This window comes from Roseicyclus sp. (assembly GCF_965662675.1).
GTDB lineage: Bacteria > Pseudomonadota > Alphaproteobacteria > Rhodobacterales > Rhodobacteraceae > Roseicyclus.
Window position 1 is genome coordinate 1 of the sequence record NZ_CBFIIK010000082.1, and the last position, 12885, is coordinate 12885.

Here is a 12885-nt window from a genome sequence, read left to right on the forward strand (position 1 = left end):
CGGTTTCAATTATCTCCCTTGTCCATGAAGCACTAAGAACCTCCATGCCTACCAAATCGGGGAAAAGCCATTTGTTGCCGCCCCTTCCTCTGTTGTTCCTTGACCGTTTCTCATCAATTCTTTTGGAAAATATCTCCCGATCTTCTCTCAAAAACTCCGAAAGCTTTGGGTATAGGTCGACTTCTAAATATTCTGTTTGAGATGGTGACTCAGGATCTTTGAGTAAAGTGTCATCGCGAGGCTCGGCTGTTTCACAGTCAACGCCACTGATCTTACTTGCATAGAAATACTTTCGAGGTCTTCCCTCTGTTGTGCGAATGTCGGGATACTTCCTCTCTAGATTTTGTCGCTGCGCCCCAATTTCGGCAACAATCTGTGTGAGCATTGTCTCCTTCGTATCGAGCGGAGTAACCTTAGCCTGACTTCGCCGTCGCTTTTCTTCAACTTCTTCGGGGAAGTTGGCCACGATCCATTCTGCAATTTGTCTCGCGGTGTAGCGGGTTTCGGGGTTGTTCCTAAGAAAATCGGTTACATACCGTTGAATACTGAAACTCATTTTACCTCACTCACACATCCACATCCTCAACAAACCGCGCATTCTCCTGAATATACTGGAACCGCATTTCCGGCTTCTTTCCCATCAGCCGCTCCACCAGATCGCCCGTTTCGCCCGGCGCGTCCTCGTCCACGCTGACGCGGATCAGCTTGCGCGTCGCGGGGTCCATCGTGGTGTCTTTCAAATCCTTGGCGTCCATCTCGCCCAGACCCTTGAAGCGTGAGACGTCGATCTTGCCCTTGCCGCCAATACCCTTGGCCAACCACTGAGCCTTTTCCGCCTCGTCCAGACAATAAACGCGCTTGGCGCCTTGGGTCAGGCGAAACAGCGGCGGGCAGGCCAGATACAGATGCCCCCGGTCGATCATCGGCCGCATCTGGGTGAAGAAAAACGTCATCAGAAGGGCTGCGATATGCGCCCCGTCCACATCGGCGTCAGTCATGATGATGACCTTGTCGTACCGCAGGTCATCGACGTTGAACTTGGTTCCCATCCCCACGCCAAGCGCTTGGCACAGATCGGAAATCTCGGCATTCGAGGTCAGCTTGCCCGAGGCCGCGCCAAGCACGTTCAAGATCTTGCCACGTAGCGGCAACAACGCTTGGGTCTTGCGGTCGCGCGCCATCTTGGCCGATCCGCCCGCGCTGTCGCCCTCGACGATGAACAACTCCGTGCCATCGCGCGCCGATTGCGAACAATCGACCAGCTTGCCGGGCAGGCGCAGCTTTTTCGTGGCCGTCTTGCGGTCGGTTTCCTTTTCCGCCCGCCGCCGCAGCCGTTCCTCGGCCCGCAGCACGAGGAAATCGAGGATCGCGCCCGCCGATTTGGTATTGGCGGCCAGCCAGTTGTCGAAATGGTCACGCACCGCCCCTTCGACCATGCGTGCGGCCTCGGTCGTGGCGAGGCGGTCCTTGGTCTGGCCCACAAACTCGGGCTCGGCGATGAAACACGACACCAGCGCGCCCGCGCCTGAAATCAGGTCTTCGCGGGTGATATTGGCGGCTTTGCGGTTGCCGGCCAATTCGCCGTAGCCGCGCACGCCCTTCAGGATTGCCGCCCAAAACCCCGCCTCATGCGTGCCGCCTTCGGGGGTGGGGATGGTGTTGCAATAGGATTGGATGAAGCCGTCGCGCGCAGGCGTCCAGTTGATCGCCCATTCCACCGAGCCGACCGCGCCGAATTTCTCGGCGAATTCGACCTTTCCGGCGAAGGGCATGTCGGAATAGGTGACAGCGCCCCCCATGGTTTCGCGCAGGTAATCGGCCAAACCGCCGGGGAAGTGGAACACCGCCTCAAGCGGTGTTTCGCCATCGTCGATCTCGGTCTTCCAGCGGATTTCCACGCCCGAAAACAGATAGGCCTTGGAGCGCACCATCTTGAGCAGCCGCGCGGGGCGAAAACGGTGGCTGCCGAAAATCTGCTCATCGGCGTGAAAGGTCACCGTGGTGCCGCGCCTGTTGGGGGCGGCCCCCGCCGGGCGCACCGGCCCTTGCGGCAGCCCGCGCGAAAACTCCTGCACGAATAATTCGCGGTTGCGCGCCACCTCGACCCGCAGGTGATCGGACAGCGCATTGACCACCGAGGCGCCGACCCCATGCAAGCCGCCCGAAGTCTGATAGGCCTTGCCCGAGAACTTGCCGCCTGCATGCAGCGTGCAAAAGATCACCTCGAGCGCGGATTTGCCGGGGAATTTCGGGTGTTCGTCAACCGGCATCCCGCGGCCATTGTCGCGGATGGTGATGGCATGGTCGGCCAGCAGCTCCACCTCGATACGGGTGGCGTGGCCTGCCACCGCCTCGTCCATCGCGTTGTCGAGGATCTCGGCCACAAGGTGATGCAGCGCCCGCTCATCAGTGCCGCCGATATACATGCCGGGGCGCTTGCGCACGGGCTCCAACCCCTCCAGCACCTCGATGCTGCTGGCGTCATAGCTGGTCGCGTCGGGCGTGCCGCTCAAGAGATCATCCGCCATCTTCGGGCCTTGTCCTGCTCTATCTTGTGGGTCGTGGCGCGTATCATGGCAGGTTTGGGGTCTCGGGGAAAGGGGAGGGACCGGGTTTCGTATGCCCACCCAGCTTGACTTGCCTCAAGGTGGGCGGCGCGCGCATGGCCTAGGCTTGGGGTTGCGATCCTGCCCATCCGAGAGGAAGAAAGCCCATGACCGACCCCGTCCTTTCCGCCGACACGATCCCGGAAACAGACCTTGCGGTATCTGCGCCCGCCGATGGCCTGGCGACGGCCACGGCTGATCCCGCGCCTGCGCCGGTGACGAAATCCGGCCTCCGTCGCGCAAGCGCGCCCAGCCAAGCCGAAATTCGCCGGGCTTTCGAGACTGGGGCCTATCCTTACACCACCAAACTCAGCCGCCGCAGCTACGAGGCGCAAAAGGCCAAGCTGCAGGCGGAATTGCTCAAGGTGCAGAACTGGGTGGCCGAGACCGGCCAGAAGATCGTGATCCTGTTCGAAGGGCGCGATGCGGCGGGCAAGGGCGGCACGATCAAGCGCTTCAACGAGCATCTCAACCCGCGACAGGCCCGCGTCGTCGCGCTGAACAAACCCAATGATGCCGAGCGCGGGCAATGGTATTTCCAACGCTATATCGAACATCTACCCACGGCGGGGGAAATGGTGTTCTACGACCGCTCTTGGTACAATCGCGCAGGCGTCGAGCGGGTGATGGGCTTTTGCGAGCCCAACGACTATCTCGAATTCATGCGCCAGACGCCCGAGTTGGAGCGGATGCTGACGCGCGCGGGTATCAAGCTTTACAAATACTGGTTTTCCGTCACCCAAGACGAACAGCGCCGCCGCTTCGACAGCCGCGAGACCGATCCGCTCAAGCAATGGAAACTGTCGCCCATCGACCGCGCCAGCCTCGACAAATGGGAGGATTACACCGAGGCGAAGGAGGCGATGTTTTTTTACACCGACACCGCCGATGCGCCTTGGACGGTGATCAAGTCCGACGACAAGAAACGCGCACGCCTTAATTGCATGCTGCATTTTCTGGACAGTCTGGATTACCCCGACAAGGACCGGCGCATCGTGCATGCGCCCGATCCGCTGATCGTGGGGCAGGCGGGGCATGTCATCCACCGCACCGATCATATCTTGGGGGCGGCGTTGCACCCTGAAACGCGGCGTGCGCGGCCACAGGGCTGAGCGGTCAACGCGCAACACGCTTGCGTGTCGCCGTCACATCATGTCGTGACGCATATCCGCCCATGGTCGGGCGGGAATTGCCGCATCACTCATTCGGGGCGAATGAGTTGGTATTGGAGTCATCCGACGCGCCCGCGCCGCCCGAAGCGCCTGGCTCGAAGCCGAAATAGCTTTCGAGGATCTGATCAGGCACGAGGTTGCGCTGATAGGCAACCGAGGCTACGGCATAAAGTGCCGCCATATCGGCGCTCGAGATCGACCCCGCCTGCATCTGTTCCAGACCCCATTCCAGCGAATCCAGAATCTCTTGGTTCATCATGCCATTGGCGATGGTGAACAGGTTTTCGAGCGTTTCGCCATCCACGCTGCCATGTTCCAGCAGCGGTTCGAAATGTGCCGCGGTGAATTGCACGAAATCATCGCTGAGCTGCTGGGTGCGCAATTCGTTGTCGACGCGCGAGATCACTGTGTTCAGGGTTCCGGTCAACATCGCAGCCGTGGCCAATGACAGGCCGACAGCCGCTGCGCCCAGCATGGTCCAATCGACGGTGACGGCCCCGCTGTCATTGCGCAAGAACGCTGTGAAATCTCGCCGCATTGAATCAACCCTTTTCAAGACTGGGTTCGGCCTACCCGTAAATGCAGGCACGATTGTGTCAAATTGCGTGCTTTTCGCGAAACGGATCGGTCCGAAATGGTAAACAATGCCTTGCCGATGGACCGGCGAATGGTCGCCGTTTGCTTTGCAAGGGGCTGTGCAAAGCGCGCTCAGCGGCTTATTCCATGCCCATGATCGCTTCCCGCTTTTCGTTTGCCGTCTTGTTCTCCGTCGCCTCGGCCCTGCCGCTGGGCGCGCATCCGCATATCTTCGTCGATGCCGGGCTGCGGGTCATCCATGACACAGCCGGTGCCGTCACGGCGGTCGAGGTGACATGGCGCTATGATGAGCTTTATTCCTTGTTGTTGGCCAGCGATTACGGCCTTGATACCGATCACGACATGATCCTGACCGCCGAGGAAAACGCGGCCATGCTCGGCTTTGATCTGAACTGGGGCGGCGGCTTCGAAGGCGGTCTGGTGCTCCGCCAATCGGGTGAGGCGCTTACCATCGGCACGCCCGAGCCCGTCTCGTTTTTCATGCATCCCAATGGCCAGATCGAAACGATCCATCGCCGGGCCGTGCAAGGCGCCGCGCCATCGGCCCCGGTCGAAGCGCAGATTTTCGATCCCGACTTCTACATCGCCTTCGAGATGATCCTCGACATCACCGCCGATGACAAGCCGGGCTGCGCTGTCGTATTGGAACGCCCCGATCTCGATGCCGCCTATGCCGTGCTGGATGCGGCGTTGCAAAAGATTGGCGGCGTGATCGCGGCCGAGGATAATTTCCCCCCCGTCGGTGCCTATTTCGCTGATCGCGCGGTGATCGCATGCCCCGGCTGATCAGTCTGATGACCTTGGCGCTGGTCGCGTTGTTGGCAGCACTTTACGTCAGCGGCGCGGATCGCGCGCTGACGCAATGGGCACTGTCAGGCCAACGTGAGGCGCAAGATGCAATGGCGGGGGGCTTGCGCGCCCTGCGCGCGGGCGAGGGGGCGGCGCTGGCGGGCTTCTTGCTGGTCTGTTTCAGCTACGGCTTTTTCCATGCGGCGGGGCCGGGGCATGGCAAGCTGTTGATCGGTGGCTATGGCGCGGCGCGGGCGGTGGGGGTGGTCCGCTTGTCGAGCGTGGCGCTGGTCGCAAGCTTGGCCCAAGGGCTCAGCGCCATCTTGCTGGTCGGCGCCGGGGTCTGGATCTGGCAACTCGGCCGGGCGCGGATGACCGATCTGGCCGATCGTTTGCTTGCACCGCTGAGCTTCGGTGCCATCGCGCTGATCGGGCTATGGCTGGTCTGGCGCGGCCTGCGGAGCTTGCGCCTCGCCGCGCGGCATGACTTGCATGACCACAAGCACGGGCATGACCATGGCCACGGCCACGGCCACGGCCACGGGCATGACCATGACCATGCGCATGATCACCCCGCGGATTGCGCCCATTGCGGCCATGCCCATCTGCCCGATCCCGCGCAGATCGCGGCGGCGACAGGCTGGCGCGATATGGCCGTCTTGATCGGTGCCATCGCGATCCGGCCCTGCACGGGCGCGCTCTTCATCTTGATCCTGACCGCGCAGATGGGAATTTTCGCCATCGGCGTGGCAGGCACGCTTGCCATGGCGCTGGGCACGGCGGCGGTCACGATCGCGGTGGCCTTTGGCGCGGTGATGCTGCGGCGGGGGGTGATTGCGGGGCTCTTGGGCAACCCTGCCTTGGCCAAGATCCAGCCGATGATCGAGATCGCGGTCGGCTTGCTGATCGCGGTCATCGCCGCGCGCATCGCGCTGGCCGCGATCTGAACCGCGCAAGCCCTCTTGCCGGTTCTCGGGCCCAAGGCTAAGGGCTGAGACCATGTCGAGCTTGTCCACCCATCTTCGCGCCACGCTTGGTCTTGGCCTGCCGTTGATCGGCAGCATGCTGGCACAGATCGCCATCACGCTCACCGATACGGTGATGATGGGCTGGTACGGGGTCGCGGAATTGGGCGCCGTGGCGCTTGGTGGCAGCTATTTCCACGTGGTCTTGATCCTCGGCATGGGCTTCGGCCTTGCCGTCATGCCGCTCGTCGCCGCGGCGGCGGCCAATGACGACCGGCGACAGGTGCGCCGCGTCACCCGCATGGGGCTGTGGATCGGGATCATCTTCTCGGCGCTGGTGATGCCGCTTTTCGTGTTTTCCGGCCCAATCTTGCTGTCCTTGGGCCAAGACCCGCTGGTCGCGGAACTGACCGAGGCCTATCTGCTGATCGCCGGATGGGGGATCGCGCCCGCCGTCTTGATGACGGTCTTGCGCAGCCACCTATCCGCGCTCGATCATCCGCGCATCGTGCTTTGGGCCACGCTTGCCGGTGTGGCGTTCAACGCTTTCGTCAATTGGGTCTTGATCTTCGGCAATCTCGGCGCGCCCGAGATGGGGGTGCGCGGCGCGGCGCTGGCCTCGCTCTTGACCCATCTGTTGATCCTTGTCGTGCCGGCATTCTACGCCGCCTTGCACAAGGATCTGCGGCAAGACACGCTCTTCGCCCGGTTCTGGAACCCCGATTGGGAGGCGATGACACAGGTCTTTCGCCTCGGTTGGCCCATCGGCCTGACGCTTCTGTCCGAGTCGGGGCTGTTCATGGCGACAATGGTGATGATGGGCTGGCTTGGCCCGAATGCGCTGGCCGCCCACGGGATCGCGATCCAGATCTGTTCCACGACCTTCATGGTTCATATCGGGTTGAGCCAAGCGGCCACCGTGCGCGCGGGCCGGGCCTGGGGCACGGGCGACCGGGCCAATCTGCGGCTGGCCGCTTTCGCCGCGCTGATCTTGTCGGGGGCGATGGTGGCGGCCACCATCTTTGCCTTCCTCGTCATCCCCGCCCCGCTGGTGAGCTTGTTTCTTGATCCGGCCGATCCGCTGCGCCCCGAGATCATCGCGATGGGCGCGGGCCTACTGGCGGTCGCGGCGCTCTTCCAGCTTGCCGATGCGGGGCAGGTGATGGCGCTTGGGCTGTTGCGCGGGGTGCAAGATACGCGCGTGCCGATGATTTACGCGCTGGTGTCCTATTGGCTCTTGGGCCTGCCTGCCGCTTGGTTCATCGGCTTTCCCATGGGCTTTGGTGGGCAGGGGATCTGGGCGGGGCTTGTGGTCGGCCTCGCCTTTGCCGCCGGGCTGATGATGGCGCGTTTCTGGCGTGGGCCTGCGCGCCGCGCCACCCCGCCCGCAGCGGTTTGATCCGGGTCAATCTTTGCTTTTCAAGTACTCCGGGGGGGCGCCCTTGGCCCTTGGGCCGATGGCGCGGGGGCAGCGCCCCCGGCGCTGTCAGCCGCGCGCGATACCCGTCAAGATGCGTGCCCAAGCCCGCGTCCCGCGATGAAAGCTCGACAGGTCGTATTTCTCGTTGGGGCTATGGATCGCGTCGTCATCCTTGCCGAAACCGGCAAGGATCGAATCCATCCCCAAGATCTCCTTGAAATACCCCGCCACCGGGATCGAGCCGCCGCCGCCGATAAAGGCCGCCTCGCCGGGCCATTCTTGGCTCAGCGCGCGCCGTGCCGTCTCGAAGGCGGGATGGCCGATATCCATCCGGCTGGCCGGGCTTGCGCCGTGATCATGGAAGGCGACCGTGCAATCTTGCGGTAGCTGCGCGCGCACCCAAGCGCGGAAATTCTCACGCAGCTTGAGCGGGTCTTGCCCCGCCACCAACCGGAACGACACCTTGGCTGCGGCCTGCGCGGGCAAGACCGTCTTGAAGCCTGCCCCGGTATAGCCGCCGGTGATCCCGTTCACCTCGGCGGTGGGGCGCGACCAGATCATCTCCAGCCCCGTGCGCCCGGCCTCGCCCGCGGGCTGCGACAGCCCGACCTCGCCCAAGAATGCCGCATCATCAAAGCCCAAGCCCGCCCATTGCGCGGCCAGTTCCGGCGACAACTCCTCTACCCCGTCATAGAAGCCCGGCACCTGCACCCGGCCCTGATCATCATGCAAGCCCGCCAAGATGCGGCTCAGCACCCGGATCGGGTTCATCGCGATGCCCCCATACATGCCCGAATGCAGATCGATCCGCGGCCCGGTGATCACGATTTCCTCACCCAAAAGCCCGCGCAGCTGCGTGGTGATCGCGGGCACATCATCGGAAAAGAGCCCCGTGTCGCAGATCAAGGCCAGATCGGCGCGCAGCAGATCGGCGTGTTCGCGCAAGTAAGGAACGAGCGAGGGGGAACCGGATTCCTCCTCCCCCTCGAGAAAGACGGTCACCTTGCAGGGCAGGGTGCCCGTCTCGGCGATGATTGCGCGACACGCCTCGAGGAAGGTCATCAACTGCCCCTTGTCATCGGCGGCACCCCGCGCGCGGATCACGGTGCCTTTCGGCGTCTCCTCCAGCGCCGGATCGAAAGGCGCGCGGTGCCAGAGCGACAAGGGATCGACGGGCTGCACATCGTAATGGCCGTAGAACAACAGATGCGGCCCCGGCCCCTCCATCTGCCCCACCACCATCGGATGGCCGGGCGTGTCATGTACCTCGGCCGCGAAACCCATGCTGGCCAGATCGTCGCGCAGCCAAAGGGCGGCGGCGCGCACATCGCCGGCATGTGCCGGGTCGGTCGAGATCGAAGGGATGCGCAACAATGCAAAGAGCCGTGCCAGCGCAGGCTCTTGATCGGCATCGATGCGGGTCAGAACGGCGTCAAGCGACATGGTGGCCTCCGAGGGGATTGCTGGGTTCGGGCAAGCTGATACCGGGCTTGCGCAAATGTCCAGACAGGCCCGGATGCGGCTGTGCGGAATTGATTCAGGTCAAAGCCGGGTGCGCGGCATTTTGTAACTTGGCCCTCATGGGCATCACGGCCTATGTCGCCCGGCAAGACTTCAGCAAGCGTCTTTGACAGCCGGGCCCAGCAGTGGGCGCGCCGGAAGGGGAGAGACAGCCAGTGGACTACAACAGCGCGCTCGACACCGCGATTGGCCGCCTTCACAGCGAAGGGCGTTACCGCACATTCATCGACATCGAGCGTCGTCGCGGGCAGTTTCCCCATGCCGTCTGGACAAAGCCCGATGGCAGCGAACACGACATCACAGTGTGGTGCGGCAACGATTATCTGGGCATGGGCCAACACCCCGTCGTTCTGGCCGCCATGCATGCGGCGCTCGACGCCACGGGGGCGGGCTCGGGCGGGACGCGCAACATTTCGGGCACGACCGTCTATCATAAGGAACTGGAAGCCGAGCTTGCCGATCTGCATGGCAAGGGGGCGGCGCTGGTCTTTACCTCGGCCTATATCGCCAATGACGCGACGCTTTCCACGCTGCCGATCCTGTTTCCGGGGCTGATCATCTATTCGGATGAACTCAACCACGCCTCGATGATCGAGGGCATCCGCCGCAATGGCGGGGCCAAGCGCATCTTCAAGCACAATGATCTTGCCGATCTGCGCGCCAAGCTGGAAGCCGACGATCCCGCCGCACCCAAGCTCATCGCCTTCGAGTCCGTCTATTCGATGGATGGCGATTTCGGCCCCATCGCCGAGATTGTGGCACTGGCCCGCGAATTCGGCGCGCTCACCTATCTCGACGAGGTGCATGCCGTGGGGCTTTACGGCCCACGCGGGGGTGGTGTTGCCGAGAAACTGGGCCTGATGGATCAGATCGACATCATCAACGGCACTTTGGGCAAAGCCTATGGCGTGATGGGCGGCTACATCGCGGCAAGCGCCAAAATGTGTGATGCCATTCGCAGTTACGCGCCAGGCTTCATCTTCACCACCTCGATCCCACCTGCCATCGCGGCGGGGGCGGCCGCCAGTGTGCGGCATCTCAAGACCGATCAGGGCTTGCGCGATCTGCATCAAGAACGGGCAGCGGTTCTGAAGCTGCGGCTCAAAGGGCTAGGCCTGCCAATCATCGATCATGGCTCGCATATCGTGCCGGTGATCGTCGGCGACCCGGTGCATACGAAAAAGATCTCGGACATGCTCTTGTCCGAGTTCGGCATCTATGTGCAGCCGATCAACTACCCCACCGTGCCGCGCGGCACCGAGCGGCTGCGCTTTACGCCTTCGCCGGTGCACGACCCAAAGGCGATGGATGCGCTTGTGCGTGCCATGGACGGGCTTTGGAGCCATTGTGCGCTGAATCGCGCCGAGATGGCCGGATAAACCCATCTGGTTGTTTTCCAAAATAACGCGGCATGATAACGAAAATTAACATGTCGGTTATTGTGGGGAATCAGTCCGACATGATGTAAGGTGTTGGGGTAGGCGGCGTTGGACGCGCTATATTTAGCGTCGACAACGTCTGCAGGGAAAGGGTGCGTGGTTCATGGGGCAGGATCAAGGCCAGTTCGGTGATGGCGCCAATAGCGCTGGACGGGCTGTTGCGGTTTCTGCTGGCAGTTTTGATGGTTACGATTTTTCGGATGTGCCGCTTGGCGATCTGATGCGCGGTGAACGCGCGACACTGGGCAAGTCCTTGCTGGATGTCGAACGCGAACTGAAGATACGTGCAGCCTATATCGCCGCGATCGAGAACGGCGATGTCGGCGCTTTCTCTAGCCCCGGTTTCATCGCGGGTTACGTGCGCTCTTACGCCCGCTATCTGGGGATCGACCCGGAATGGAGCTATCGCCGCTTTTGCGCGGAAACCGGATTTTACGGCGTGCACGACGCCAGCCAGCAAAACAAAACCACCAAACGCGCCACCACCGAGACGCCGCGCCTTGTCGATCCCAACGAGGTGATCGCGGGCGGACGCATAAGCTTTGCCCCCAGCAAGCCGGGCCTTTTTTCGACGATCGAGCCGGGGGCATTGGGGTCGGCGGCGGTGCTTGTCGCGCTGGTGCTCGGGATCGGCTACGGCGCTTGGGCGGTGTTGCACGATATCCAGCGCCTCCAGATCGCGCCGATCGAAGACGCCCCCATGCCCTTGGCCGAGCTTGACCCGCTGGCCGGCGCGCGCATTGGCAATGTCGAAGTCGCACAGGAATTTGGCGCGATCCTTCCCGGACAGGAAGATGCGCCGCGGCTGTTCCGCCCGCTTGCATTGGATGCGCCGGTTCTGACGCCGCGCGATGGGGCGCTGGCGACACTCGACCCCGATGCCGTCGGCGCGATTGGCCCCGATGGTGATGCCGCGCGTAGCTCGCCGCTGCGCCCCGCATTCTCCGAGACTGCCGCGCAAGAGCAGACCGAGGCCGCCACATTCGTGCAGGTGACCGAAGCGCGCGATGATGAGTTGGTGATTTTCGCCGTGCGCCCCTCCTGGATCAGGGTAAGCGCCGCGACGGGAGCCACCTTGTTCGAAGGCACGCTGAACCGCGGCGATAGCTACACTGTCGCACTTGCAGGCGATGCAGCCCCGGTGCTGCGCTCGGGCAATGCGGGTTCTGTCTATTTCATGGTCAATGGCGTCACCCTTGGTCCAGCAGGCCCCGGCGCCACAGTTGTACGCGATATCGAGCTATCGGCCGATGCCGTCACCGCGAGCTACAATATGGCCGATGCACAGATCGATCCCGATCTCCCCGCGGTCGCGGCGCTTGTGATTGGATCTGCGGACGGAAACTGAAGCGGCGAGAACACGCAATGCGTGTGCCCCGTTGTCCACTGCGTCTGACACCGCTATCCTGTCCGCAAAGCCCTCTAGGACGAGCGAAAAGGCCAGCGCATGTCACATAACCCGATTAGACCGTGGCGTTCCATTGCGCGTCGCAAAAGCCGCCAGATCCATGTCGGCTCGGTGCCGGTCGGCGGCGATGCACCGATCAGCGTGCAGACCATGACCAACACGCTGACGACGGATGTGAAGGCGACGATCGATCAAGTTCAACGCTGCGCTGATGCCGGGGCCGATATCGTCCGCATCTCGGTGCCCGATCAGGAAAGTTCCCGCGCACTGCACGAGATCGTGCGTGAAAGCCCGGTGCCGATCGTTGCCGATATCCATTTCCACTACAAACGCGCCATCGAGGCCGCCGAGGCGGGCGCTGCATGCCTGCGGATCAACCCCGGCAATATCGGTGACGCGAGCCGTGTGCGCGAGGTGATCAAGGCCGCGCGCGATCATGGCTGTTCGATCCGGATCGGGGTCAATGCCGGAAGCCTCGAGAAGCATCTTCTGGACAAATACGGCGAACCTTGCCCCGAGGCGATGATCGAAAGCGGCCTCGACCATATCCGCATCTTGCAGGACAATGATTTCCACGCGTTCAAGATTTCTTGCAAAGCCTCGGATGTCTTCCTTGCCGCCGCGGCCTATCAGGGCTTGGCCGAGGCAACGGATGCGCCGATCCATCTGGGCATCACCGAAGCCGGTGGGCTGATGTCGGGCACGATCAAATCCGCCATCGGGCTTGGCAGCCTTTTGTGGGCGGGCATCGGCGACACGATCCGCGTCAGCCTGTCCGCCGATCCGGTGGAAGAGGTCAAGGTCGGCTTCGAGATCCTGAAATCACTGGGCCTGCGCCATCGCGGCGTCAACATCATCTCGTGCCCCTCCTGCGCGCGGCAGGGGTTCGACGTGATCAAGACGGTCGAGGCGCTGGAAAAGCGGCTGGAACATATCAAGACGCCGATGAGCCTGTCGATCATCGGCTG

The 12885-nt window shown here is 62.6% G+C and carries 10 protein-coding genes and 1 pseudogene; 7 read left to right on the plus strand and 4 right to left on the minus strand.

Features of this window, described 5'->3' with window-relative positions:
• Window positions 1-556, minus strand: a pseudogene (locus ACTG4J_RS11500) (HrgA protein); the annotation flags it as partial.
• A 10-nt stretch (window positions 557-566) separates the two neighbouring features.
• Window positions 567-2528, minus strand: coding sequence for a DNA topoisomerase IV subunit B (gene parE, locus ACTG4J_RS11505; protein ID WP_439139654.1), 1962 nt, complete (start codon window positions 2526-2528; stop codon window positions 567-569).
• A gap of 185 nt (window positions 2529-2713) precedes the next feature.
• Here parE and ppk2 point away from each other — a divergent pair, with 185 nt between their 5' ends.
• Window positions 2714-3718, plus strand: a complete 1005-nt coding sequence (gene ppk2, locus ACTG4J_RS11510; protein WP_439139655.1) for a polyphosphate kinase 2 — start codon at window positions 2714-2716, stop codon at window positions 3716-3718.
• An 85-nt stretch (window positions 3719-3803) separates the two neighbouring features.
• Here the strand turns inward: ppk2 and ACTG4J_RS11515 are convergent, their stop codons facing one another.
• Complete coding sequence (locus tag ACTG4J_RS11515; protein WP_439139657.1) at window positions 3804-4316, minus strand: hypothetical protein; 513 nt, start codon at window positions 4314-4316, stop codon at window positions 3804-3806.
• A gap of 191 nt (window positions 4317-4507) precedes the next feature.
• Between ACTG4J_RS11515 and ACTG4J_RS11520 the strand changes: the two genes are divergently transcribed.
• From ACTG4J_RS11520 to ACTG4J_RS11530, 3 genes are read left to right on the plus strand one after another with little or no spacing between them, the layout of a single operon-like run.
• Window positions 4508-5161: a DUF1007 family protein gene (locus tag ACTG4J_RS11520; protein ID WP_439139659.1), complete on the plus strand. Its 654-nt coding sequence runs from the start codon at window positions 4508-4510 to the stop codon at window positions 5159-5161.
• Window positions 5149-6111 carry a nickel/cobalt transporter gene (locus ACTG4J_RS11525; protein ID WP_439139660.1) on the plus strand — a complete coding sequence of 321 codons (963 nt, stop codon included), beginning with the start codon at window positions 5149-5151 and terminating at the stop codon, window positions 6109-6111. The genes ACTG4J_RS11520 and ACTG4J_RS11525 overlap by 13 nt, the downstream gene beginning before the upstream one ends.
• 52 nt (window positions 6112-6163) lie before the next feature.
• A complete protein-coding gene (locus ACTG4J_RS11530) occupies window positions 6164-7528 on the plus strand; it encodes an MATE family efflux transporter (protein WP_439139661.1) in 1365 nt (454 codons plus the stop codon).
• A gap of 87 nt (window positions 7529-7615) precedes the next feature.
• Here ACTG4J_RS11530 and ACTG4J_RS11535 read toward each other — a convergent pair whose 3' ends face one another.
• The gene (locus ACTG4J_RS11535; RefSeq protein WP_439139662.1) at window positions 7616-8992 is read right to left on the minus strand and encodes a M20/M25/M40 family metallo-hydrolase; all 1377 of its coding nucleotides are present in this window, start codon (window positions 8990-8992) and stop codon (window positions 7616-7618) included.
• A 233-nt stretch (window positions 8993-9225) separates the two neighbouring features.
• Between ACTG4J_RS11535 and hemA the strand changes: the two genes are divergently transcribed.
• From hemA to ispG, 3 genes are all read left to right on the plus strand, one after another.
• Window positions 9226-10449 (plus strand): 5-aminolevulinate synthase, encoded by a 1224-nt coding sequence (gene hemA, locus ACTG4J_RS11540; RefSeq protein WP_439139664.1) that lies wholly within the window; start codon window positions 9226-9228, stop codon window positions 10447-10449.
• 163 nt (window positions 10450-10612) lie between these two features.
• The gene (locus tag ACTG4J_RS11545) at window positions 10613-11857 is read left to right on the plus strand and encodes a helix-turn-helix domain-containing protein (protein ID WP_439139666.1); all 1245 of its coding nucleotides are present in this window, start codon (window positions 10613-10615) and stop codon (window positions 11855-11857) included.
• 99 nt (window positions 11858-11956) lie between these two features.
• A partial coding sequence (gene ispG / locus ACTG4J_RS11550; protein ID WP_439139668.1) for a flavodoxin-dependent (E)-4-hydroxy-3-methylbut-2-enyl-diphosphate synthase occupies window positions 11957-12885 on the plus strand: 929 nt, incomplete at its 3' end.

Coding starts and splice junctions, on each gene's coding strand:
- parE (WP_439139654.1), bottom strand. CDS start 2,528: ATGGCGGATGATCTCTTGAGCGGCACGCCCGACGCGACCAGCTATGAC.
- ppk2 (WP_439139655.1), top strand. CDS start 2,714: ATGACCGACCCCGTCCTTTCCGCCGACACGATCCCGGAAACAGACCTT.
- ACTG4J_RS11515 (WP_439139657.1), bottom strand. CDS start 4,316: ATGCGGCGAGATTTCACAGCGTTCTTGCGCAATGACAGCGGGGCCGTC.
- ACTG4J_RS11520 (WP_439139659.1), top strand. CDS start 4,508: ATGATCGCTTCCCGCTTTTCGTTTGCCGTCTTGTTCTCCGTCGCCTCG.
- ACTG4J_RS11525 (WP_439139660.1), top strand. CDS start 5,149: ATGCCCCGGCTGATCAGTCTGATGACCTTGGCGCTGGTCGCGTTGTTG.
- ACTG4J_RS11530 (WP_439139661.1), top strand. CDS start 6,164: ATGTCGAGCTTGTCCACCCATCTTCGCGCCACGCTTGGTCTTGGCCTG.
- ACTG4J_RS11535 (WP_439139662.1), bottom strand. CDS start 8,992: ATGTCGCTTGACGCCGTTCTGACCCGCATCGATGCCGATCAAGAGCCT.
- ACTG4J_RS11545 (WP_439139666.1), top strand. CDS start 10,613: ATGGGGCAGGATCAAGGCCAGTTCGGTGATGGCGCCAATAGCGCTGGA.